Origin of the sequence: Pseudomonas sp. AE27, from assembly GCF_037113495.1 — a bacterium.
Lineage (GTDB): Bacteria > Pseudomonadota > Gammaproteobacteria > Pseudomonadales > Pseudomonadaceae > Aquipseudomonas > Aquipseudomonas palmensis.
Genome location: NZ_CP146966.1, coordinates 1,913,230 through 1,937,695 on the forward strand (window position 1 = coordinate 1,913,230; position 24,466 = coordinate 1,937,695).

Genomic DNA, 24,466 nt, shown 5'->3' on the forward strand with positions numbered 1-24,466 from the left:
TGCGCCAGAGGCGCCTTGGCGTGTGCATCGTCGCCTCCATCAGGCTTGGCCTGTCACTCCGGCGAGGTCAGTTCCCCGTACGCCACCACCCGGTTCCGGCCGCCCTGCTTGGCCTGGTACATGGCCTGGTCGGCCTGTCGCAGCAGGTGCTGGTAGTCGGGGTGGCCGTTGTAGGTGGCCATGCCGATGCTCACGGTGACCTGGTGCCTGCGGCCTTCGGTCAGTTGCAGCTTTTCCGCTTCGACCTTGCGCCGCAACTTCTGCGCCACCTTCATGGCGTTGGCGCTGTCGATGTCCACCAGGATCATCAGGAACTCCTCGCCCCCCATGCGGAACACGTAGTCCCCCGCGCGGCTGTGGCTGCTGAGGATCTCGGCGATCTGCTGCAGAATCGCGTCGCCGGCTTCGTGACCGAAGTTGTCGTTGATCGACTTGAAGTTGTCGATATCCACCGAGAACACCGAAAACGTCTGCCCGGTCTTCTGCGCGATGGCGATCTCGTTGCCGATCACCACCGGCAGGAACTTGCGGTTGAGCATGCGTGTGAGCACGTCGCGGCCGCTTTCCAGCTCGTTGGCGGTGTTGAACAGGTTGTCGAGGTTGAACATCAGGCTCTTGGTCTGGTCGCGAATGTCGCGCAGCAGGCGCATGCGCGTCTCCTGCTCGTGCATCGAGGCAAGAAACATGGGCAGCAACACATCATCCATGTGACGGATGATCTTCAGGATCTGATCGCTTTCGCTGGTGTTCTGGAAGGCGTAGGCGCCCTTGTGACGGAACCACAGGCCGAAATCAGAGGCCGCGAGCCTGGGCAGGTTCACGCCGTTGGAGCCCATGGCCAGGTCGAACATCAGGCTGTTTTCCCAGTCCAGCAAGGCGCCACGCTGACGCTCGCGCTCGGTGCTGATGTTCTGCAGCACCGAGAACAGCCGGTAGCCTTCCTCGTTGCGCGAGTTGCGGTCATGGGACCGCGAATAGGCGTGGCTCATGATTTCCATGGCCAGGTCCATGGTTTCGCTGGCCAGGCGCAATGCCTGCGCCTCGCTGGCCCACTGCTGTTCGAGAATCAGCTGGAACAGCAACTTCTTCAGGTGCCGCGCACCACTGAGCACCAGGTGCAGCGGCACGTCGATGCGCGCATGCACTTCCCCCACCTGCTTCTGCAGGGCAACCAGCGGCATGCAGTCATCGGTGGGCGACACCGAATAGACCCGCACCAGCCAGGCCTGCATCGAACTGCCCAGGCGGCTCTTGACCTCGTCGTGGGACAGGATCAGCGAAGCATTGGGGTCGGCCAGCATGTGTTCATAGAACCGCGCGGCCAGCATGACCTTGTTGCGCTCGACAAGGCCCTGCAACGATTGGGTCAGCGTGCATGGGTACTGGGAAACCATGCTGTGCCATTCTTTGGCTTGTACTTCCGGGGAAACGCTTGGCATGTGTGGCCTATTTTCAATTCAGCAAGAAGCCTGATGCCTACACGAATCACAAGAGGCTTCGGCACTGGACGAACCAACCGGGTTCGCCCGCCGGGTATTCTATTGCACGCTGCGCGGGAAGTCTTTGAACGCGAGCGCTGCATACCCGGCTCAATACTTGCGCGGCCCTGCCGATAGCCTGCGCAAGGCATTTTTTCAGAGGAAGCAAGCGTCGATGAACCATAAAGGCATGGCCTTGGCCAGCAAATACTGTCAGGGCCGCGGCCTGGAGATCGGTGCCGCCGCGCATAATGCGTTCTACCTGCCGGACTGCATCAACCTGGCCCCCTGCGATGGCGAGGCATTCCTGTACCCGCAGGACCTGGAAGACTACACGCACTACAAGCAGGAACAGGCCAACTACCACGCCGAGCCCGCCAGGGTCGACGCGCTGGGCGACTTCCTGGATATCCCCTTTGCCGACCAGACCTTCGACTACCTGATCACTTCCCACGTCATCGAGCATGTGCCCAACCTGCTGGCGGCCTACGTGGAGTCATCCCGGGTGGTGAAGGACGGTGGCGTGTTCTTCTGCATCTTCCCCAACCGCAACGCCGAGCCCACCGACCGCATCCGCGCGCTGACCACCCTGGAACAGATGATCGACGCCTACGAAAAGCGCGTCGACATGAGCACGATCGACGCGCACCTGTGGCGTGGCCATCACCTGGTGTTCTCCCTGCAGAGCATGCTGCGGGCCGTCAACCTGATCAACAACGTCGGGCTGGGGCACTGGCTGGTCGAAAGCGTCGAGCAGACCGACTCCAAGGTCGGCAACGGCCATACGGTGGTACTGCGCAAGCAGGTCGGCCTGGCGAACCTGATGATCAAGGATGGCGCCCAGTTGAATCACGAGATCGGCACGCGCCTGCGGGCCCAGGACCTGACCGGCGCCCTGCACCTGGTGAAGGTGGCGCTGTCGTTCGACTTCTTCAACGCCTATCACCTGTACCTGGCCTTTGCCCTCAGCTGCCAGCTGGACAACGCTCGCGAGGGGCTGGAGTTCCTGCGTCAGGCACTGATCATCGACCCGGAAAACGAAGAGTACCGCCAGCTGTTCGTGCAGTTCACCGGCGGCCCGTTCATCAACCCTGTGCCCTGACCCCGCCGAGCCGGCCGCACGCAGGCCGGTTCAGGCGTGCCAGCAGCGGTACCAGCCATCCTGTTCGCTGATGCGCAGCTGCGTCTGGTACAGCTGCGACAGTGCCGCGCTGGTCAGCACCTCGGCCTTGGGCCCGTCGGCCACGATGCGCCCCTGGCTAAGCAGCACCACACGTTCGATTTCCGGGATGATCTCGTCGATATGGTGGGTGGTGATGATCATGGCGTGCTCCTCGGCGCAGAAGCTGCGCAGCAACCTCAGCATGCCCAGGCTCGCCCCCATGTCCAGGCCGTTGGCCGGCTCGTCGAGAATCAGCGCACTGGGCCGGTGAACCAGCGCGCGGGCCAGCAGCAGGCGGCGCTTCTGCCCGGTGGACAGGCGCTGGAACATGGTGCTTTCGTACCCGGCCATTTCCACCTCGGCCAGCAGCGCACGCGCCTGCGCCAGTTGCTCGTCATCGGGCTGCAGATGGCCATGGGCACCAATGGCGCCGAAAAAGCCCGACACCACCACATCCAGCGCCTGGGTGTGCGGGGTGTAGTCTTCCTGCAGGTCCTGGGACACGAACCCCAGGCGACTGCGCAGTGCCCACAGGTTGACGGTGTCGTTGCCGAACAGCTTCAGGTGGCTGCCTTCGCGCTCCACCGGGTACAGCTCGCGGGTGATCAGCTTGAGCAGGGTGCTTTTGCCGGCCCCGTTGGGGCCCAGGATGGCGACCTTCTCGCCGGCACCGATGTGCAGGGAGAAACCGTCCAGCACACGGTTGTGCTGCTGGTAGGCGGTGACATTGTGGAAATCGATCATGGCTTGCTCGTCAGTGCGGCACGGAAAAGAACCCGGATCTTTCCACAGCACGCAGCCACTGGCTACAGGGCACGGCCAGGTGCCCATGAATGCCGGGCGCGACGTGTGCCTGGCGCCAGATTACCGACAGCCGCCCCGCGTCAAACAATCGTTTGAAAAAAATCGTCGAAATACCCATTTTCAGTGATGGCAATGCGTCACTACCTCGCCTAGCATCAACCCACCTCCCGAGGGCCGCTTCGCCGGACCCTCTGCCTGTTATCGCAACCATGGAAGGAACGCTCATGAAGAAGCGCAGATGGAAGCTGGAACGGCCACAAGCCGTGATCGATAACCGCCTTACCTAGCTAGTCAGCTCTGCCGTGATTGTCACTCACTTGCCTGCAAGTGGGTTTTTTTTGGTGCCTGAGAAACATGATGGAGGTTTGTTCATATGGAACCTTTCGTGGGTGAAATCCGCCTGTTCCCGTACAACTTCGTGCCCAAGGGTTGGCTGCCGTGCGACGGACGCCTGTTATCCACCCAAACCAACGCTGCACTGTTTTCCTTGCTCGGCACCCAGTTCGGCAGCTCCGGCAACAACCTGTTTGCCCTGCCTGACCTGCGCGGGCGCACCGCGCTGGCCCGGAACAGCACCGGCACCCCTGACCCCGGCCTGAGCAATCATACCCAGGGCCAGTCAGCCGGCACCGAGAAAGAAACACTGCCCGCCGCCGCACTCGCCCAGCATACCCATGAGGTCTATGTATCCGATGCCCTGGGCAACAGCGGGCCGGCCGGTGCGTTCCCGGCCACCAGTGCCAACCTGGCAACCCCACCGGTCGCTTCGCGCAGCACCTACGTCAAGTTCGACAGTAGCAAGCAGCAAGCGCTCAACCCGGCAACGATTCAGCCCACGCCACCCCAACAGCCCCTGGACAACATGCAGCCTTCGCTGGTGCTGCAGTACTGCATCGCCAGTGTTGGCGTTTACCCACCGCGCCCGTGAACACGCTCCTTCACATCAAGGAATGAACCATGTCTGAAGCCTTTATCGGGGAAATCCGTCTGTTCGCAGGCAACTACGAGCCACAGGACTGGGCACTGTGCAATGGCCAGCTGTTGTCGATCCAGCAGAACCAGGTGTTGTTCACGCTGTTGGGCACCACCTATGGCGGTGATGGGGTCAACACCTTCGCCCTGCCCGACATGCGCGGCCGGGTACCGGTAGGCGCCGGCGCAGGCCCCGGCCTCACGCAGCGCAACCTGGGCCAGGCAATGGGCAGTGCACAGACCACCATTGGCGTGCAACACATGCCCGCTCACTCGCATACCTTTTACGCCAGCACGCAGTTGGCCGATGCCGCCTCGCCGGTCGACACCCAGGCACCGGCCTCGCGCACGCTCGGGGTGTTCACCGCGCAAAGCTCGACCAAGGGGCTGTACAGCAACGGCGGCACCAACCCCAACGTCACACTGAACTCCGCAGCAGTGTCGGTGGCGCCAGGCGGCGGGCAACCACATGCCAACCTGATGGGCAGCATGGCGCTCAACTACATCATCGCGCTGGCCGGGATCTACCCGTCGCAGCAGTAAGCCCACCCCTCTCTGAATCAAGGAAAGAGCATTCCATGGACGCTTTCTATGGTGAAATCAGGCTTCTGCCCTACAGTTTCGTGCCGCAGAATTTTCTTCCCTGCGACGGGCGTTCGTTGTTGATCCAGCAGTACAGCGTGCTGTTTTCGGTGATCGGCAACCGATTCGGCGGCGATGGCAAGACCACGTTCATGCTGCCCAATCTCAATGGTCGTGTGGTGATGGGAGCCGGCCAGGGTACCGGGTTGCCAAACGCAGCCTTCGCCAGTACCGCTGGCGCCGACAAGGTAGCGCTCAATTCCTTGAACTACCCGCCACACAACCATGGGTTCACCGCGCGCGATGGTACCGAGCCGGACCAGAGGGTCGACATCCCGAGCACCACCACCTACCTGGCCCAGCCACGCAACATCAACCTGTACAACACTGTGGGCACCACGCAGACGCTGGCCGAAGGCAGCATGACTGACGCCGGCACTGGCAACGGCAACATCGAGCGCAACCTGATGCAACCCTACCTGGCGCTGGCGTACTGCATCTGCGTCGAAGGGGAGTACCCGATCCGCAATGACTAGCCTCGAGCGCCTGGCCCGCCTGTTGCCATCGTCGTTCGTTCCCGGCCTGCGCCTGCAGGCCGAGGCGGATGACGGGTTTCTGCGCGCGCTGTTCGTGACGCGCCGCTGGGAAGAGGTGCGTGCCGCACCAGGGTGGACCGACGCGCAGCGGGTCGCGTTTCTGCACGCCCAAGCCGAGCTGCAGCAACGCCACTACGCCCTGCACTATCGCTCGGCCGAATTCCTGTTGCTGGAGCACCAGGGGCAACCGATCGGCAGGTTGTGCCTGCAGGTGGACGCCAGCGAAGTGCGGGTGGTCGATATCGCCTTGCTGCCTGCCTGGCAGGGCAAGGGGCTGGGTAGCACCCTGCTGGCCGCGGTGCTCGCGCTGGCCGACGGCCAGCACACGCGCTGTGCCCTGAGTGTGGAGCCGTTCAACCCGGCGCGCCGGCTGTATGCGCGCCTGGGCTTCGAGGTAGTTGGCGAGCAGGGCTTGTACCTGCAGATGCAACGGCCACTGACGCAGACCTGTGCCGAGGGTGCCCCCATGGAACCCTGACCACGCCGCCGTTACCTCCACGCTGCAAAACCCGCACTGCCAGTCACGGCATACGGGTTGTTCCGATGACTCTTGACCCGCGCCGCAAGCGAGTAATACCGCTACCTGGCAGGAAGCCCCATGAACAGATCCCTGATTGACCTTCGTCACCGCATGGCCCGCAGCATTGCATTGCTGGGCCTGATGCTCGTCTCGCTGCTGCTGTGCGGCCAGGCCAGTGCCGCCCCGACCCTTTCCCCCGCCAGTGGCACCGCCCTGCCGGATGTGGCGGTCAACACACCGATACAACCTGTCACTATCACCGCCACCGGCGGCGCCATGCCGATCTTCGAGTGGTACGAATGTGATCAGGATGACCCCAGCATGCCGACCAACTGCCTGCCGCCCGGTCTGTTTCTGGACACGTCGCCTGGAAGCGCGACCACCACCCTGCATGGCACCCCCACAGCCATCGGCAGCTACGATTTCTGGATTTCGGCCCTTGACAACAATGACGACGTCGGCAAGGCCCGTTACACCCTCAGGGTCACAGGCGCAACACCGACCCTGACCGCCGTATCGCCCGGCAGCGGCGGCGCCATCGGCGGCACCTCTGTAACCCTGACCGGCACCAATTTTGTCGGCGTCACCAACGTGACATTCGCTGGCGTGCCCGCTACCAACATCATCGTCGTTTCCCCGACCTTGATAACCGCCACCGTCCCCGCCCACACGGCAGGCCCGGTCAACGTGACGGTCACAACGGCAAGCGGTACGAGCACGCTGACCAATGGTTTCACCTACCTCGCCGTACCGACCCTGACCATCGCTACGCCCAATTCCGGCGCCACCACCGGCGGCAATCAAGTGTTTATCTCAGGCACAGGCCTGACCGGCACCACCAGCCTCACCTTTGGCGGCACGCCGGCAAGCAGCTTCACCGTCAACAGTTCGACATCGATCACCGCCATTGCGCCCGCGCATGCCGCCGGGCCCGTCAATGTCGTGGCCACCACGCCGGGGGGCAGTGCCACTTCGGTCAATGCCTATACCTACCTCGCCGTGCCGACCCTGAACACCGTCACCCCCAACTCAGGCCCCATCGGCGGTGGCACCAGCGTGACCCTCACGGGCACCGGCCTGACCGGCGCCAGCAGCGTCACCTTTGGCGGGGTATCGGCAACCGGCTGGACCATCAACAGCCCCACCCAGATCACCGCCATAGTCCCGGCCGGCAACGCCGGCGTGGTCAACGTGAGTGTCACCACTGCCGCCGGCTCAGCGTCGTTGACCAATGCCTTCACCTACATTGCACCGCCGGTTGCCGGCCCGGTCAGCGCCTCTGTCGGCCACAACAGCAGCGCGAACCCTGTCACACTCAGCCTCTCGGGGGGCGTCGCCAGCAGCGTGGCCATCAGTACCTCAGCAAGCCACGGCACAGTAACGGCCAGCGGCACCAGCGTCACCTACACACCCACGGTCGGTTTTGCAGGCACGGACAGCTTCACCTATACCGCCACCAACAGTGCAGGCACCTCTGCCCCGGCGACCGTGACCGTTACCGTCGGTTCCCCGACCATCAGCATCGCCCCTGCATCACTGCCTGCGGGTACTGCCGGTATCGCCTACAGCACCACCTCGCTGGCTGCCAGCGGGGGTAACGCGCCCTACGCCTTTTCGCTTGCATCTGGAGCCTTGCCCAGCGGCCTGACCCTGGCATCCAACGGCACGCTCAGCGGCACGCCGACCAGCAGCGGCAACTTCAGCTTCACGGCCAAGGTCACCGACGCGTTCAGCTACACCGGCACGCGCAGCTATACACTGACCATCGTTGCCGGCAGCATGGCCATCACCCCGGCGACATTGCCGGCCCCCATTTACAGCAGCAGCTACAGCCAACAGCTCACCGTCAGTGGGGGTGTCGCGCCCTACACCTTCAGCATCAACGGTGGCAGCCTACCGACCGGAATCGCCCTTTCCAGTACCGGTACCCTGACCGGAAGCCCCTCCAAAGCCGGTACTTACACCTTCAGCGTCACGGCGGTCGACAGCTCCAGCAACCTCACCAGCGTCAGTCAGACCTATACCCTCACCATTGCCACGCCCTTCATAGACATCACGCCGATTACCTTGCCCGCAGCTACGGTGGGCACGGGGTACAGCACGTCGATCAGCGCCAGCGGTGGGGTTGCACCCTTCGACTACGGTATCGCCTTCGGCGCGCTGCCTGCAGGAATGAGCCTTACCAGCACAGGCACCCTGAGTGGCACACCAACCACCGCCGGTACGTTCACTTTCGGGGTGCGGGCCAGTGATACCAACAGATTCACCGGAGTGCGTCCCTATTCCTTCGTGGTTGGCCAGCAAGCGCCGGTAGCCGCCAATATCAACCAAACCCTCGCAGCCAACAGCGGCGCCAGCACGATCAGCGCAAGCCTCAGCGGGGGGCCGACCACCAGCCTGGCCGTGGTGACACCCCCTGCACATGGCACCGTCAACATCACCGGGGCCACGGGTTTCACCTATACCCCGACCCCAGGCTATGCCGGCGTCGACAGCTTTACCTATACCGCCACCGGCCCGGGGGGGACTTCGGCGCCTGCCACCGTCAACCTCGCCATCACGCCGCCCACCGTGGTTATCGGCACGACCACACTGGCCAACGCCACCCAGAACGTGCCTTACACGGCCAGTATCAGTGCCAGTGGCGGCACCGCGCCGTACAGCTACACCATCGTTTCGGGCGCCCTGCCGTCCGGCATGACCCTGGCCCCGACCGGCAGCCTGGCCGGTACGCCAACCGCACCCGGCACCACCAGCTTCACCGTCAGGGTGACTGACAGCCAGAATTTCCAGGCAAGCCAGGCGCTGAGCCTGACAGTCGTGGCGCAGGCGCCCGTGGTCGGCAACGTGTCGGCCAGTGTGGCCGCCAACACCAGCAACAACCCGCTGACCCTGAACCTGGGCAGTGCCCCGGTCACCAGCGTGGCCGTGGCCAGCAACCCACAGCACGGTACTGCGCAGGTCAGTGGCACCAGCATCACCTACACCCCGACTGCCGGTTACTCGGGCATTGACAGCTTCACCTACACCGCCACCGGCCCGGGCGGCACCTCGGCACCTGCCACGGTGAGCGTTACCGTTACCCCGCCAACCCTGGTGCTAAGCCCAGCGTCAGGCTCGCTGCCGCCAGGCACCGTGGGCACCGCCTACAGCTTCGGCCTGGGTGCCAGCGGCGGGATGGCGCCGTACAGCTATGCCATCGGCGGCAGTCTGCCCAATGGGTTGACACTCAACACCTCGACCGGGGTGATCAGCGGCACGCCGACCGAGGCTGCCAACGCCACGCTGACCGTTACCGCCACCGATGCCAACGGTGCCACCGGCAGCCGTACGCTGAGCCTGACAGTCGTGGCACAGGCGCCCGTGGTCGGCAACGTGTCGGCCAGTGTGGCCGCCAACAGCCGCAACAACCCGCTGACCCTGAGCCTGGGCAGTGCCCCGGTCACCAGCGTGGCCGTGGCCAGCAACCCACAGCACGGTACTGCGCAGGTCAGTGGCACCCGCATCAGCTACACCCCGACTGCCGGTTACTCGGGCATTGACAGCTTCACCTACACCGCCACCGGCCCGGGCGGCACCTCGGCAGCCGCCACGGTGAGCCTCACCATCACCCCACCGACGCTGGTAATGAGCCCGGCCTCCGGCCCACTGCCGCCAGGCACCGTGGGCAGCGCCTACAGCTTCGGCCTGGGTGCCAGCGGCGGGATGGCGCCGTACAGCTACGCCATCGGCGCCGGCAGCCTGCCCAATGGCCTGCAGCTCGACCCGGCGACCGGGGTGATCAGCGGCACGCCGACCGAGGCCGCCAACGCCACGCTGACCGTTACCGCCACCGATGCCAACGGCGCCACCGGCAGCCGCAGCATTACCCTGGCGATCGCCGCCCAGGTGGTCACCGTGGTGTCATCCAGCGAGGCGCTCAGCCCCGGTGCTGTCGCCAGCGTCGACCTTACCCGTGGGGCCACCGGAGGGCCGTTCCTGCGCGCCCGCGTGCTGTCGTTGAGCCCAGCGTCAGCCGGGCATGCCAGCCTGACACCGATGGCCCCTGCGCGAGCAGCGCGTGCCGCCCTGTCCGGTTTCAACCTGCGCTTCGTGCCTGCCGCTGCCTTTGCCGGCACAGCAGTGGTCACCTTCAGCCTGGAGAGCACCAGCGGTGCCAGCGCGACCGGCACCGTGACCTTCAGCGTGCAGGCACGTCCCGACCCCAGCAAGGACGCCGAAGTGATCGGCCTGCTCAACGCGCAATCGCGCGCAGCGGATCGTTTTGCCAGCACCCAGATGGACAACTTCAACCGGCGCCTGGAGCAACTGCACCGCCCTACCTGTGACCGCAACTCGTTCAACGCCAACGTTCAACATGGCCGCGACAACCTCGGCCTGGGCAGCCTGGGCAAGGCGCTGCGCGACGAGCTCGAAGGCAACGGCAAGGGCAATGACGACGAGGACGCGGACGACACCCGTCGCAAACAGCGCGACACCGCCCGCGCCACCTCCGGCGAGTGCGTCGAAGAGGCCGTGGCCTACTGGACCGATGGCTTCATCAACACCGGTTCCAACCGCGCACGCGGCGCCAAGGACAACAGCTTCGTCACCTACGGACTGAGCGCCGGCGTCGACTATCGCCTGTCGCCAAGGGCCGTGGTGGGCATCGGTTTTGGCTACGGCAACGACCGCGCCGACATCGGCGAGCAGGACACCCGCAGCGAGGCTGACGCCCTGGGCCTGGCGGCGTACCTGAGCGTCAACCCGCTGTCGGAGATCTACATCGATGCACTGCTGGGCTACAACCGCATCCGCTTCGACTCGCGCCGCTACGTCACTGCCGACCCGTCCAATGGCTATGCCCATGGCTCGCGCGACGCCGACCAGCTGTTCGCCTCGCTGACCGCCAGCTACGAGTACCGCGAAGGCGCCCTGTCGCTGGCGCCGTACACACGGCTGAACGCCAGCTTCACCAAGCTGGACGACTTCAGCGAACGGGGCGGCGGTATCTACGGGCTGTCGTACGAACAACAGCGCCAGCGGACCTTCACCTCGTTCCTGGGCGTGCGCAGCGGCTACGACATCCAGACCGGCGCCGGCGTGCTCACGCCGCGGGTCGGGCTGGCGTGGGGTCACAACTTCAGCCACAGCGACGACTACCGCATGCGCTACACCGACCAGACCAACGACGGCGTGCTGTATCGCCTGTCACCCGACCCGATGGACAGCAACTTCGTCGACCTGGACCTGGGCCTGGACTTCAGCCTCAGCCAGAGCTGGCGCCTGGGCTTCTCGTACAAGACCGCGCTGGCCACCGACGAGCGCAACGAGATGTTCCGCATCGGCCTGGACGGGCGCTTCTGACCCCTGCCCTGGCGCCCCTTTGCCGGCCTCACCGGCGAAGGGGGCTGGTCAATCTGCGTGACGCCTGTCGGCAAAGGTGCCGACAGCGCGTTGCGCGGCTACAATGCGCGGCTACCGTGACCAGCCAGACTAAAAAGACATGTCCCTACCCAAGCATCACCTGGAATTGCTCAGCCCCGCCCGCGACGTGGCGATTGCCCGCGAGGCGATCCTGCATGGCGCCGATGCGGTGTACCTGGGTGGCCCGAGCTTCGGTGCCCGCCACAACGCCTGCAACGAGGTGAGCGATATCGCCGGGCTGGTGGAGTTTGCTCACCGCTACCACGCGCGGGTGTTCACCACCATCAACACCATCCTGCACGACAACGAGCTGGAGCCGGCGCGCAAGCTGATCCACCAGCTGTACGACGCCGGCGTCGATGCGCTGATCGTGCAGGACCTGGGGGTGATGGAGCTGGACATTCCGCCCATCGAGCTGCACGCCAGCACCCAGACCGACATCCGCACCCTGGCACGGGCCAAATTCCTCGACCAGGCCGGTTTCTCGCAGCTGGTGCTGGCCCGCGAGCTGAACCTGCAGGAAATCCGCGCCATCGCCGACGAAACCGACGCGGCCATCGAGTTCTTCATTCATGGCGCGCTGTGCGTGGCGTTCTCCGGGCAGTGCAACATCTCTCACGCCCAGACCGGACGCAGCGCCAACCGTGGCGACTGTTCCCAGGCCTGTCGCCTGCCCTACACCCTCAAGGACGAAAAAGGCGGCGTGATCGCCTACGAGAAGCACCTGCTGTCGATGAAGGACAACAACCAGAGCGCCAACATCCGCGCCCTGGTAGAGGCTGGCGTGCGTTCGTTCAAGATCGAGGGCCGCTACAAGGACATGGGCTACGTGAAGAACATCACCGCCTACTACCGCCAGCGCCTGGACGAAGTGCTCGAAGACCGCACCGACCTGGCCCGCGCCTCCAGCGGCCATACCGCGCACTTCTTCGTGCCCGACCCGGACAAGACCTTCCACCGCGGCAGCACCGACTACTTCGTGAGCGAGCGCAAGATCGACATCGGCGCGTTCGATTCGCCCACCTTCACCGGCCTGCCGGTGGGTGTGGTGGAAAAGGTCGGCAAGCGCGACCTGCAGGTGGTCACCCATGCACCGCTGTCCAACGGCGACGGCCTCAACGTGCTGGTCAAGCGTGAGGTGGTCGGCTTTCGTGCCAACATCGCCGAGGCCAGGGGCGAGTTCGACGAAGACGGCGAAAAGCGCTACCGCTACCGCGTAGAGCCCAACGAGATGCCCAAGGGCCTGCACCAGCTGCGCCCCAACCATCCGCTGAGCCGCAACCTGGACCACAACTGGCAGCAGGCGCTGCAGAAGACGTCGGCCGAACGCCGTATCGGCCTGGGCTGGGTCGCGCAGTTGCGTGAACACGGCCTTGAGCTGACCGCCACCAGCGAGGAAGGCATCAGCGCCAGTGCCACCCTGCCCGGCCCGTTCGGCCCGGCCAACAAGCCGGAGCAGGCGCTGGAGCAACTGCACGACCTGCTCGGCCAGCTGGGCACCACCCAGTACCACGCCACCGGCATTCGCCTGGATGCGCCGCAGGCGTATTTCATTCCCAACTCCCAGCTCAAGGCGCTGCGCCGCGACGTGATCGAGAGCCTCACCGCCGCCCGCGTTGCCGCGCACCCGCGCGGCAGCCGCAAGGCCGAGACGGTGCCGGCGCCGGTATACCCCGAGTCGCACCTGTCGTTCCTGGCCAACGTGTACAACCAGAAGGCCCGCGACTTCTACCACCGCCACGGGGTCAAGCTGATCGATGCGGCCTACGAGGCCCACGAAGAGCCCGGCGAAGTGCCGGTGATGATCACCAAGCACTGCCTGCGCTTCTCGTTCAACCTGTGCCCCAAGCAGGCCAAGGGCGTCACCGGCGTGCGCACCAAGGTTGCGCCCATGCAGCTGATTCACGGTGACGAGGTACTGACCCTGAAGTTCGACTGCAAGCCGTGCGAGATGCACGTGATCGGCAAGATGAAGGGGCACATCCTCGACCTGCCGCAGCCGGGCAGCGTGAAGCACATCGTGGGCCATATCAGCCCCGAGGACCTGCTCAAGACCGTGCCGCGCGGCACGCACTGAGTGCCGCCCGGGCGGTCATGCGCCCTGCATGACCGCCCGCACCCGGCGGCGCAGGCCTACCCCCTGCCCGCCAGCTGGCCTTGCCTGGCCAGGGTCAGTTCCTCGATGCTGATCTCGCGCATGCGAAACTTCTGCACCTTGCCGGTGACCGTCATGGGGAACTCGTCCACCAGGCGAAAGTGCCGCGGCACCTTGAAGTGGGCGATCTGCGCCCTGGCCCATTCGCGCAGTTCGTCTTCGCTGGCACTGTGTCCGGGGTGGAACTTGACCCAGGCCACGATCTCCTCGCCATAACGGCTGCACGGAATGCCGATCACCTGTACGTCGGCGATGGCCGGGTGGGTGAAGAAGAACTCCTCCAGCTCCCGCGGGTAGATGTTCTCGCCCCCGCGAATGATCATGTCCTTGCTGCGCCCGACGATGCGCACATAGCCCTGCTCGTCCATCACCGCCAGGTCGCCGGTGTGCATCCAGCCCTCGTGGTCGATGCTCGCGGTGGTGGCCTCGGGGTTTTCCCAGTAGCCGAGCATGACACTGTAGCCACGGGTGCACAGCTCGCCGATCTGCCCGCGGGGTACCGTGAGCCCGTCGCTGTCCACCAGCTTGCTCTCCAGGCACGGCTGGGTGCGCCCCACGGAGGTGACGCGCAGCTCCAGGTCGTCCTCGGCGGCGGTCTGCAGCGACACCGGGCTGGTCTCGGTCATGCCATAGGCGATCTGCACCTCGCTCATGTGCATCTCGTCGATCACCCGGCGCATCACCTCGATCGGGCAGGTGGCGCCGGCCATGATCCCGGTGCGCAGGCTCGACAGGTCGAATTCATGCCGCTGCGGGTGGTCCAGTTCGGCGATGAACATGGTCGGCACACCGTAGAGCGCGGTGGCGCGCTCCTCGGCAACGGCGCGCAGGGTGCTCAGCGGGTCGAAGGCATCCCCGGGGTAGATCATGGTCGAGCCATGGGTCAGGCAGCCCAGGTTGCCCATGACCATGCCGAAGCAGTGGTACAGCGGCACCGGGATCACCAGCCGGTCGTGCTCGCTCAGGCCCAGGCTCTCGCCCACCATGTAGCCGTTGTTGAGGATGTTGTGGTGGCTGAGGGTTGCCCCCTTGGGAAAACCCGTGGTGCCGGAGGTGTACTGGATATTGATCGGGTCGTGCCAGTGCAGGCCGGCCTGGCGCTCGGCCAGGGCCTGCACGGTCACCGCCTCGGCCATGCCTTGCAGGCCCGCCCAGGGCAGAAAGCCTGGGGGTGGTTGCTCGGCCAGGCTCACCACGCCGCGCAGGGCCGGCAGGCGCTGGCAGTTCAGGCTGCCGGGGGCGACGCTGGCCAGCTCCGGTACCAGGCCGAGGAGCATCGCGTGGTAGTCGCTGGTCTTGAACGCGTCGGCGCAGATAACCCAGTTGCAGCCGGACTGCTTGAGCGCGTATTCCAGCTCGCTGCTGCGATAGGCCGGGTTGATGTTGACCAGGATCACGCCGACCTTGGCGCTGGCGAACTGGGTGATGCACCACTGCGCGCAGTTGGGCGCCCAGATGCCCAGGCGATCGCCGCGCTGCAGCCCCAGGGCCAGCAGGGCCCGGGCGTGGCGCTCGACCTCCTCGGCCAGTTGCTGCCAGCTGTAGCGCAGGCCCTGGTGGCGCACCACCAGCGCTTCACGCGCGGCGAACCTGGCCGCGGTGGCGTCGAACGCCGCGCCGATGGTCATGGCGAGCAGGTCCTTGTCCTGACGCCCCTGGGTATAGCTCGGTTGATTCATGGTTGCCCCTTGTGCTGGTAGCTGATGCGGCTCAGGGCATCGTTGCCCTCAGGGGTATGGCAGGCCATGCACTTGGCATTAAGAATCGCCTTGCCATCTTCGGCCACGGCGGGGGGCAGAACAGCACAGGCCAGCATGGCCAGCGTGCCGGCAGTCAGGGAATGCCGGAGTCGTGTTGTCTTCAAGGTCGGGCCTCCACGGTATTGTTTTTATAAATCGTCCGCGCCCGGCGAGGGGCTGTTGGGCACATCTGATTCACACCAAGCAGAGTGCATGCCAACAAAAACAAATCTTTGTTTAACAGTTAGTTATCAGACATTCCTGATAAACAAGATTGATTCAAGCAGTGCCCGGACGTGCAATTTCGCGATGACTGTCTAACTCTGAGACAGCTGAGACCACTACCTGGCCCGCCGCCTGCAATGCCGAGGTCCACCCACCGGGTCGGTATTGACCAGGCGCAGCAGCACTCGGCCCAGGCGGTTCAACTGCGCAGCTGCTTGATCTTGCGGTACAGCGTGGCGCGGCTGATGCCCAGGGCATCGGCTGCCGCGGTGATGTTGCCGTGATGACGCGCCAGGGCGCCACGGATCAGCTCCTCCTCGTTTTCGCGGATGCTGCCCGGCTGCTGGGTGCTGCCCCTGAGGTCTTCGAGCAGGCAGTCGGTCAGGTGTTCCAGGCCCAGCAGTGGCTCGCCCGGCTCGCGCATGGCCACCGCCGAGCGCAGCACCATCTCCAGCTGGCGGATGTTGCCGGGCCAGTCGTAGTTGTTCAGCAACGCGGCCAGCTCCTTGCTCAGGCGCACGCCGTGGGCGCCGAACTTGTGCAGCAGGCTGTCGATCAGGGTGCCCAGGTCGTCGCGCTCGCGCAGTGCCGGCAGGCGCAGGCTCACGCCGTTGATGCGGTAGTAGAGGTCTTCGCGAAACTGCTGCTCGAGCACGTGGCGCTTGAGGTCGCGGTGGGTGGCGCAGATCACCGCCACGTCGATGTCCTGCTCTTCGCCGGCGCCCAGCGGCGCCACCCGGCGCTCCTGCAATACCCGCAGCAGGCGTGCCTGCAGGGCCAGCGGCATGTCACCCACCTCGTCGAGAAACAGGGTACCACCGTGGGCCTGCATCAGGCGCCCGACCATGCCGCCACGGCGCGAGCCGGTGAAGGCACCTTCGCGGTAGCCGAACAGTTCGGACTCGATCAGCCCCTCGGGTATGGCCGCACAGTTGACCGCCACGAACGGCTTGCCGGCACGCGGGCTGGCCTGGTGCAGGGCGCGCGCCACCACTTCCTTGCCGGTGCCGGTTTCGCCCAGCAGCAGCACCGGCAGTTCGTTCTTCAGGCCCTGCAGGGCCATGCGCAAGGTGCGCGCAAGGCTGCTGTCGCGCCCGGCCAGGGCCTCGAGGTCGACGCTCTTCTGCGCGGCCACCGGGGCAGCGGGTGCAGGTGTCGCGGCAATCACGGGCTGGCGCGGCAGGTGCTGGGAGCGGAAGTAGAACTCACCCTTGGCGGTCTGCACGCTACTGATGCCGCCCTGCCATACCCGGCTGATGAAGGCGCTGGAGCGTTCGCCGATCAGGTCGCTGCAGCTGCGCCCCACCAGGGCGGCGCGCGATACCTGCAGCAAGGCGCAGGCCTGGTCGTTGGCCGCCAGCACCTCGCCGTCCAGGCTCAGGGCAAGCAGGCCGTGCCAGGCGCTGCCCAGGTACTGGGGGCGGTTGTGGAAGGCCACCACCAGTTGCTCGGGGTAGCACAGGCCGAACATACGGCTTTCGATGTTGCCGGCCGCCAGCAACAGCGTCGAGAGGTTGTCCTGGGGCTGGGCCATGACGCCTTCGCGGGTCAGGTCGAGCACCCCGATGATCTCGCCGCGCGGGTCGCGCAGCGGTACCGAGGTGCAGGAGAACGGGCTCAGGCGGTCCAGGTAGTGTTCGCCGCAGTTGATCAGCGTGGGGCGCCCTTCCACCACGGCGGTGCCGATGGCATTGGTGCCGCGCACCGACTCGCTCCAGCAACTGCCCGGGTGCAGGTCGCGCAACCCGGTCTGGCGCAGTGGCTCGGTGTTGCCCTCGATGGCCAGCACGTTGGCCTGGGCGTCGCCGAGGATGATGATGCCGCCCTTGCCCTGGCGCGACACCAGGTACTCCAGCTCCGGCGTGGCGGCGTCGATCAGCAGCCGGTTGCTTTCCAGCAGGCGCTTGAGTTCACCGCGCTGCGGGGCGGCCAGCTCGTGCCGCTCGCCTTCGAGGCAACTCAGGCCATGGCCGAGGCTGCGCCGCCACGAGGCGTCGATCTCGTCGCGCAACATGCCCAGCGGCAACTCCCCGTCATGGACCAGTTTCATGCGTGCCTGGCGTGACTCCTGCAAAGGGTCAGCGGCGTTTTTTATTAGAATGGTGCGTGCCATCGCTTACTCCAGCGCCCGTCGAACGTTGTGCACTTAAGGCAATGTAACTCAAGGGAGTGTGCTTGAGATTTGCAGGGCCGTCACCCGCAGGCGCCGACAACCTGATCGGCAGAGTGGCACAAGGTTACGTTTACGTAAAGGTGATGAATCGCGACGTGTCGTCCTCCTTTCAGGCGCGCCGATTGCGCGCCAGCAGCCACAGCAGGTACACCCCGCCCAGCAGGCCGGTGGTCAGCCCGATGGGCAGGTTGAGGTTGGCCACAAAACGCTGGCTGAGCAGGTCGGCGGCCAACAGCAGTACCGCCCCCATCAACGCTGCGCTCACCAGCGGCACCTGCGCCGAGGTGGTCAGGCGCCGTGCCAGCTGCGGCGCGGCCAGGGCGATGAAACTGATCGGGCCGGCCGCCGCGGTGGCGATCGCGGTCAGGCCCACCGCCGCCATCACCATCAGCAAGCGGGTACGCTCCACCGCCACACCCAGCTGGGCGGCGCTGTCGTCACCCAGTTCGAGGATGTTCAGGCGCCGTGCGTGGTACACCGCCACCGGCACCACCAGCAGCAGGCCCAGCGCCGCCGGCAGCACATGCGACCAGGTGCGGGTGTTGAGCGAGCCGGCCAGCCAGATCTGCGCCGACATGGCCTGGTCGAGGTTGCCCATCACCAGCAGCACGGTGTTGAGCCCCGAGAGCATCGCGCCCACCCCGATGCCCACCAGCACCAGGCGATAGCCGCCGGTGGTGCGGCCCTTCATCGACAGCACGAATACCAGCGCAGCGGTGCCCACGCCGGCGATCACCGCCGCCAGCGACGCCCCCAGCGGGCCCGCATCGAACAGGATGATCTGCACGATCGCCCCGCTCGCCGCCCCGGTGGTGAAGCCGATGATGTCGGGCGAGCCCAGCGCGTTGCGCGAGATGGACTGGAAGATCGAGCCGGCCATGCCCAATGCAGCGCCCACGCACAACGCGGTGAGCACCCGGGGCAGGCGCACGCGCAGCACGATGCGCTCGGTGGTCGGGCTCGGCCCTGCCCCCAGCAGGCTGGCCAGCACCTGGCCCGGCGTCAACGGCAAGGTGCCGATGCCCAGCAGCAGCACCCCCAGCCCCAGGGCCAGCAGCACCAGCACGGCACACACCAGCACCCCCCGTGGCTGCCAGCGAAACGACAGGGCGGCCAGGCGGACGACCCGTGTAGCGGTAGTGTTCATAGCTTGCTCAACCGGAATGTGCGCACCAGCGCGATAAAGAACGGCCCGCCGATCAGCAGCGCGACGATACCCGCCGCCACTTCCGCCGGCGCCGCCACGACCCGGCCCAGCACATCGGCCCCCAGCAGCAGCACGCCGGCAAACAGTGCCGAGTACGGCAGGATCCAGCGGTAGTCCGGGCCCACCAGCAGGCGCGCCAGGTGCGGCGCCACCAGCCCCACAAAGCCGATCGGCCCGGCAGCGGCGGTGGCAGCGCCGGCCAGCAGCATCACTGCCAGGCAGGCCAGCAGCCAGGTGAGGCGCACGTTCACCCCCAGCGCCAGGCCCAGGTCCTTGCCCAGGGCCATGGCATTGAGGCTGCCGGCCAGCGCCAGCACCGTGACAGCGCCCGGCACCACGGCCATCGCCAGCACCCCCACCGCCTCGAAGCCGCTCTTTTCCAGCGAGCCCGATGCCCAGTGGCGAAACTGGTCGAACACCTGCGCCGGCGCATTGAGGATGATGATGCCGGTGACCGAGGCCAGCATCACCGACAGACCGGCGCCGGCCAGCACCAGGCGCACCGGGTTGGTGCCGGTCTCCTGGGCACGGCCCAGCATGAACACGGCCACCCCGGCCAGCCCGGCGCCGACGAAGGCGCACCACACGTAGCCGCTCATGCTGCTCAGGCCCAGCACGGCCACACCGACGATCACCCCTACCCCGGCCCCGGCGTTGATGCCCAGCAGGCCCGGTTCGGCCAGCGGATTGCGGGTCACCGCCTGCATGATCGCACCGGCCAGGCCCAGCGCCAGCCCGGCCAGTATCGCCACCAGCGTGCGCGGCACCCGCAGTTCGCGCACGATCAGGTGCTGGTCATCGAGCCGGTCGTAGGCCGACAGCGCCTCGAATACCTGGGCCACGCCGATGCTGCGCGACCCCACCACCAGGCTCGCCAGCACCGCCACGACCAGCAACAGCAGCCCCAGCAGCAGGCCCTGAAAACGTCTTGATCGCACCATGGCTCAGCGGTACGCCCGCGCCACGGCGTCGATCATCTCGCGCCCGGAGTAGTAGTCGATGCGAAACGAACTGGGCCCCAGTGCATACACCCGCTTGTGCACCACCGCCGGCAGGTTGGCCAGCACCGGGTCGGCGAGAAACGCCTGCACGTCGGCGTCGCTGCCGCCCAGCAGGAACACCGTGTCGCCGGTGATGGCCGCCGAGAGGTTTTCACGGGAGATGAAGTCCACGTCGGAGCTGCGCTTGACCTGCCCTTGCAACCCTTGCGGCAAGCCGGCCACCGCGAACCCGAGAGCTGCCAGCAGCTGCGCATGGGGGCTGTCCAGGCGCGCTACCGAATAGCTGCCACCCAGGTTGTAACCCACCACGCTGACCGCGCCGGCAGGTGGCGTGATGCGCGCTGCAACCTGCGCGGCGTAGGCGTCGAAGCGCTCGATGGCCGCCTCGGCCTGCGCCTGCAGGCCGCTGGCCTGCCCCAGTTGGCGCGCCAGCTCCTGCCAGCTGTGGTTGGCGTAGTTGACCACCACCGTGTCGATGCCCTGGGCCTGCAGCTCGGCCTGGTGGGGCAGCACACTGTCGGCCCCGGTAGCCGACACCACCAGCAGGTCGGGTGCCTGCCCGACCACCGCTTCGAGGTCGAACACCAGGTTCTTGTACAGCACCTGCACGCCGCGCTGGTCGGCCACCTCGGCCCACTGGGTGAAGAAGCCCTTGGCATCGGAGATGCGGCTGGGCGTGGTCGCGGCACTGGCCACCAGCGGCGCGTCCATGGCCAGCAGGATGCCGGTCACGCTCGGCGAGGTGGACACGATGCGCTTGGGCGAGGCCTGCGCCGACGCCGTCGGCGCCTCGTCCGCAAGCTCGGCGGGCTGCCGGGCCAGCCACAGGGCGACGCTGGCCACAGCGACGATGGCCAGCACGGCCACCACAGTCTTTTTCATCGTCTAGCCCTGCTCGTCAAGGTGGTGGGCGAAGGTCGAGCCGCTGTAGCCCTTGCGGAACAGGCCGGCCTGCACCAGGCGTGGCATCAACTGGTCGAGAAACAGGTTCAGCGACTCGACCGAGCCACCGGGCGCGGCAATGAAGCCGTCGATGGCGCCACTGGCAGCCCAGTCCGCGATCTGCTCGAAGGCATCGTCGACGGTGCCGACCACCTGCCAGTGCGCCGCCGAGATCACCTCGGGGCGCAGCAGCAGCTGGTCGATGCTCAGCGACTCGCGCTCGATCAGGCGGCGCAGCAGGCTGCTGTGGGTACGGCTGGAGGCGTCCGGCGCAACCACCGGCAGGTCGGCACGGGTCACCGGGCGGTCGAGGGGCCAGTCGGCCAGGTCCAGCCCGGTCATTTCCTTGATCGAGGCCAGCTTGCGCGCGCGGTTCATGCGCCCGTGGGTCTGCATGAACACCGCCCGGGCCTGCTCGCGGGTGTCGGCCAGGTACAGGCTCAGGCCCGGCAGCAGGCGGATCGCCTGCGCCGAGCGGCCGTGGCGTTCGGCGCGCCGGCCCAGGTCACGGCGCAGTTCAAGCGCCGCTTCCTTGTCGGGCGTGGGTGCGAACACCAGGTCGGCCACCGAGGCGGCGAAATCCCGCCCCGACTCCGAGGCACCGGCCTGGATCAGCGGAATGCGCGTGCCGGGGAAGGCTGGCAGGTTCAGCGGGCCCTTGACCTTGAGGTAGGTGCCCTCATGGTTGACCGGGCGCACCTGGGTGGTGTCGGCATAGCAGCCATTGGCACGGTCGATGGTCAGCGCCTCGAACGGGAAGCTGCCCCACAGCTGGTGCACCAGCTCGGTGAACTCGGCCGCCCGCGCATAGCGCTCGTCGGCGTCGGGCATCTGCTCAAGGCCGAAGTTCTCGTGCCCCTGCAAGGCGGTGACGATGTTCCAGCCCACGCGCCCGTTGCTGATCCAGTTCAGCGATTGCAGCTGGCGCGCCACCACATACGGCGGATAGAAGGTGGTCGACACCGTCGACACCAGGCCGATGTGCGAGGTCTGCTGGGCCACGGCGGCCAGCAGGATGGTGGGGTCGAGGCTGGTGAAACCAGGGCCGCTTTCGAGCATTTCCACCGGCAGGCAACTGACGTCGGGGCGGAACACGAAGTCCAGGTGCGCGGCTTCGGCGCGCTGCGCCAGATCGATGGCGAAGGCGCTGGTGAACAGGCCCTCGACGTTGCTGTCGGCGCGCCGCCAGGCGTCGCCGCTGAGCCAGGTGGGGGCCAGTGAAAGGCCGATATGGAGTCGCTTGGGCGAGGTCATCAAAGCTCCGGGTGCAAGTGATCGAGTACGGCGGCCCCAGGGCCGCCGTTGACAGTGGGTTGATTCAGAACGAGCCCTTGACGCCCACGCCGAACATGCGTGGCGTGGTCATGCTCGCCTCGGTGCCGCCGATGCCGCGGTTCTGCTGCAGGTAGGTGGCCGAGCGGTCGTCGAACACGTTCTTGACGTAGCCGTACAGTTCCACCGCCGGGGTGAACTGGTAGCTGGCGCGGGCATCGGTCAGGGTGTAGGAGTCGACCGAATACGACGAGTTGTTGGCCGTGTCGGAGTAGTAGCCGTCGATATGCCGCACCTGGGCCGACAGGTTGAGCTTGTCGGTCACGTCCCAGCTGGGCCCGAAGCTCAGGGTGTAGCCGGGCGACTTGGCAAACTCGTTGGCCTGGTAGCTGTCGTTGCTGGTGATGCGGTCGATGCGCGTGCGCAGGGTGCCGGCGCTGGCCTTGAGGGTCAGGCTGTCGAGCAGCTGGTAGTCGGCGCTCAGTTCCATACCGTAGGCGTGGGCCTTCTCGGCATTGATGGTGTAGGACTGGCTGATCCCGGTGGAGATCACCACCGGAATGTTGTACTGCGAATCCTTCATGTCCATGTAGAACAGGTTGCCGCTCAGGCGCAGGCGGTCATCGAGCAGGCTGGCGCGGGTGAATAGCTCGTAGTTCCACACCGACTCTTCCTTGAAGTACTGCCATTGGCGCGTCGACAGGTTGAGCGAGACACCGCCCGGGTTGTAGCCGCGGCTGACCATCGCGCCCACGGTCCAGTCCGGGGTCGCGGCGTAGGCCAGCGATACCTTGGGCAGCACGGCGGTGAAGGTCTTCTGGTAGTCCAGCGCAGTGGGCGCCAGCACCGAGTTGCCGTCGCGCTCGATACGGTCCTGCTGGAAGCGCAGGCCCGTGCTCAGGGTCCACAGGTCGCTCAGGCGGTAGTTCAGCTCGCCGAAGAGGCCGAGGTTTTCCTTGGTGTCGTCGAACGCCGACAGCCCGGCCAGGTTGAGGGTTTCGTCGGTCCTGGTGCGCGCCACGTAGAGGCCGGTGGCGCCGCTGAGCACGCTGTGCTGGTCACCGAACACCAGGCGGGTTTCGTTGGACAGGTTCTTCTGCTTGATGTCGGCGTCGCCCTGCCCCGGGATGCCGGTGTAGCGCTGCACGCTGGACAACGAATACTGCGCCTGGTTGATCAGCTTGAGGCCGTTGTCGAAGTCGTAGCTCACGTCCAGCACGCTGGTGTTGGTGCTCTGCTCCCAGCTGGGCATGGTCGTGGTGGTGTGATCGAGCTTGTGGTACGGCGCCGAGGCGGCTTCCTGGGTGGGGCGGTTGCTCTCGTTGTGCGAGAAGGTGAACTTGGCCTCCAGCCCCTGGATGTCGGTGGGCAGCCATAGCAGCTTGGCGCGGGTGGTGAGCGCGCTGAAGTCGTGGTCGGTCTTGCCCTTCTGGAAGTTGGGGTTGGTGTAGTCGATGAAGGTATCGCGCGCCGAGTAGTCCACTGCCAGGCGCCCGGCCAGGTCGGTACCCATCAGCGGCCCGGACAGCGCGATGGAGGTGCGCTTGGCGTTGTAGTTGCCGATCTCGGCCTGGTAGGCGGCCTCGGGGGTGAAGGTCGGGTCCTTGGTGTTGACGATGATCGCGCCGGCGATGGCGTTGGCGCCTTGCGAGGTGGTCTGCGGGCCGCGGAACACCTCGATGCTGTCCACGTCCCACACCGAGGTGGCGCCGAAGAACATCTCGTTGTAGTTCAGGTAGTGGCCGTCCAGGTTGATGGTGGCCCGTGGCACGGTGCCGCCCCAGAACTGGTTCTGCCCGTTGTTCGGGCCCTGGGTGTCCTGGCCGCGGATGATCGGCGCGCCTACCGAGTCGGTGTAGATCACGTTGGGCACGTCATTGAGCACTTCATGCACGCTGGCGTTGCCGGTGTTCTGGCGCTCGATGTCGCGGGCAGTCTTGACCGACACCGAGGAGGCGGTGTTCTTCAGGTCACGCTCGAGCTTTTCCCCGGTGATCATGATCGGTTCGAAGGTGACTGCGCCTTTGCCCGGGGCAGCAACGGCATCATCGGCCATCGCAGGCGCCATGCCGAGCACGGTCGCCAGGGTCAGCACGCTGAAACCGCAGGTGAGTTCAAGGGGTGAATAGGCCTTCAAGATACGCTCCAAATGATAATCATAATCGTTTGTGCGAAAGGTATCATGTGGCCACTTCATTCCTCAATAGAGAATTCATTCTGCAATGTGGTAAA

General features: G+C 65.9%; 17 protein-coding genes. 7 read left to right on the forward strand and 10 right to left on the reverse strand.

The window, feature by feature from the left end; all coding sequences use genetic code 11:
• Window positions 1-53 precede the first annotated feature (53 nt).
• The gene (locus V9K84_RS08715) at window positions 54-1,394 is read right to left on the reverse strand and encodes a diguanylate cyclase (protein ID WP_173925049.1); all 1,341 of its coding nucleotides are present in this window, start codon (window positions 1,392-1,394) and stop codon (window positions 54-56) included.
• A 259-nt stretch (window positions 1,395-1,653) separates the two neighbouring features.
• On the opposite strand from V9K84_RS08715, the gene V9K84_RS08720 reads away from it, so the two are divergent.
• Entirely contained in the window at window positions 1,654-2,580 is a 927-nt protein-coding gene (locus V9K84_RS08720; RefSeq protein ID WP_231390587.1) for a class I SAM-dependent methyltransferase, read from the forward strand.
• 30 nt (window positions 2,581-2,610) lie between these two features.
• On the opposite strand, the gene V9K84_RS08725 is transcribed toward V9K84_RS08720, so the two are convergent.
• On the reverse strand, window positions 2,611-3,384 hold the full coding sequence (locus tag V9K84_RS08725; protein ID WP_088515041.1) for an ATP-binding cassette domain-containing protein: 774 nt from the start codon (window positions 3,382-3,384) through the stop codon (window positions 2,611-2,613).
• Between the two features lie 433 nt (window positions 3,385-3,817).
• Here V9K84_RS08725 and V9K84_RS08730 point away from each other — a divergent pair, with 433 nt between their 5' ends.
• The 6 genes from V9K84_RS08730 (at window position 3,818) to V9K84_RS08755 (ending at window position 13,597) form a co-directional block, all read left to right on the forward strand.
• A complete protein-coding gene (locus V9K84_RS08730; protein WP_054914486.1) occupies window positions 3,818-4,372 on the forward strand; it encodes a tail fiber protein in 555 nt (184 codons plus the stop codon).
• A 29-nt stretch (window positions 4,373-4,401) separates the two neighbouring features.
• Window positions 4,402-4,959 (forward strand): tail fiber protein, encoded by a 558-nt coding sequence (locus tag V9K84_RS08735; RefSeq protein ID WP_043861238.1) that lies wholly within the window; start codon window positions 4,402-4,404, stop codon window positions 4,957-4,959.
• A gap of 35 nt (window positions 4,960-4,994) precedes the next feature.
• Window positions 4,995-5,534 (forward strand): tail fiber protein, encoded by a 540-nt coding sequence (locus V9K84_RS08740; RefSeq protein WP_043861237.1) that lies wholly within the window; start codon window positions 4,995-4,997, stop codon window positions 5,532-5,534.
• Window positions 5,527-6,072: a GNAT family N-acetyltransferase gene (locus tag V9K84_RS08745; RefSeq protein WP_088515042.1), complete on the forward strand. Its 546-nt coding sequence runs from the start codon at window positions 5,527-5,529 to the stop codon at window positions 6,070-6,072. The genes V9K84_RS08740 and V9K84_RS08745 overlap by 8 nt, the downstream gene beginning before the upstream one ends.
• A gap of 120 nt (window positions 6,073-6,192) precedes the next feature.
• The gene (locus tag V9K84_RS08750) at window positions 6,193-11,460 is read left to right on the forward strand and encodes a putative Ig domain-containing protein (RefSeq protein ID WP_088515043.1); all 5,268 of its coding nucleotides are present in this window, start codon (window positions 6,193-6,195) and stop codon (window positions 11,458-11,460) included.
• A 139-nt stretch (window positions 11,461-11,599) separates the two neighbouring features.
• A complete protein-coding gene (locus V9K84_RS08755) occupies window positions 11,600-13,597 on the forward strand; it encodes a U32 family peptidase (protein WP_043861235.1) in 1,998 nt (665 codons plus the stop codon).
• Window positions 13,598-13,653: 56 nt separating this feature from the next.
• Here V9K84_RS08755 and V9K84_RS08760 read toward each other — a convergent pair whose 3' ends face one another.
• The 8 genes from V9K84_RS08760 to V9K84_RS08795 form a co-directional block, all read right to left on the reverse strand.
• Complete coding sequence (locus tag V9K84_RS08760; protein WP_088515044.1) at window positions 13,654-15,354, reverse strand: AMP-binding protein; 1,701 nt, start codon at window positions 15,352-15,354, stop codon at window positions 13,654-13,656.
• Window positions 15,351-15,539, reverse strand: coding sequence for a c-type cytochrome (locus tag V9K84_RS08765; RefSeq protein WP_078480933.1), 189 nt, complete (start codon window positions 15,537-15,539; stop codon window positions 15,351-15,353). Before V9K84_RS08765 ends, V9K84_RS08760 begins: the two co-directional genes overlap by 4 nt.
• A 299-nt stretch (window positions 15,540-15,838) precedes the next feature.
• Window positions 15,839-17,752, reverse strand: coding sequence for a sigma-54-dependent Fis family transcriptional regulator (locus tag V9K84_RS08770; protein WP_088515045.1), 1,914 nt, complete (start codon window positions 17,750-17,752; stop codon window positions 15,839-15,841).
• Window positions 17,753-17,921: 169 nt separating this feature from the next.
• Complete coding sequence (locus V9K84_RS08775; RefSeq protein ID WP_054914476.1) at window positions 17,922-18,959, reverse strand: iron chelate uptake ABC transporter family permease subunit; 1,038 nt, start codon at window positions 18,957-18,959, stop codon at window positions 17,922-17,924.
• Entirely contained in the window at window positions 18,956-19,960 is a 1,005-nt protein-coding gene (locus V9K84_RS08780; protein ID WP_088515046.1) for an iron ABC transporter permease, read from the reverse strand. The genes V9K84_RS08775 and V9K84_RS08780 overlap by 4 nt, the downstream gene beginning before the upstream one ends.
• A gap of 3 nt (window positions 19,961-19,963) precedes the next feature.
• A complete protein-coding gene (gene fepB, locus V9K84_RS08785) occupies window positions 19,964-20,902 on the reverse strand; it encodes a Fe2+-enterobactin ABC transporter substrate-binding protein (RefSeq protein WP_088515047.1) in 939 nt (312 codons plus the stop codon).
• A gap of 3 nt (window positions 20,903-20,905) precedes the next feature.
• Window positions 20,906-22,216 (reverse strand): NtaA/DmoA family FMN-dependent monooxygenase, encoded by a 1,311-nt coding sequence (locus tag V9K84_RS08790; RefSeq protein WP_054914474.1) that lies wholly within the window; start codon window positions 22,214-22,216, stop codon window positions 20,906-20,908.
• Window positions 22,217-22,280: 64 nt separating this feature from the next.
• A complete protein-coding gene (locus V9K84_RS08795; RefSeq protein ID WP_058540521.1) occupies window positions 22,281-24,371 on the reverse strand; it encodes a TonB-dependent receptor in 2,091 nt (696 codons plus the stop codon).
• Between the last annotated feature and the right edge of the window lie 95 nt (window positions 24,372-24,466).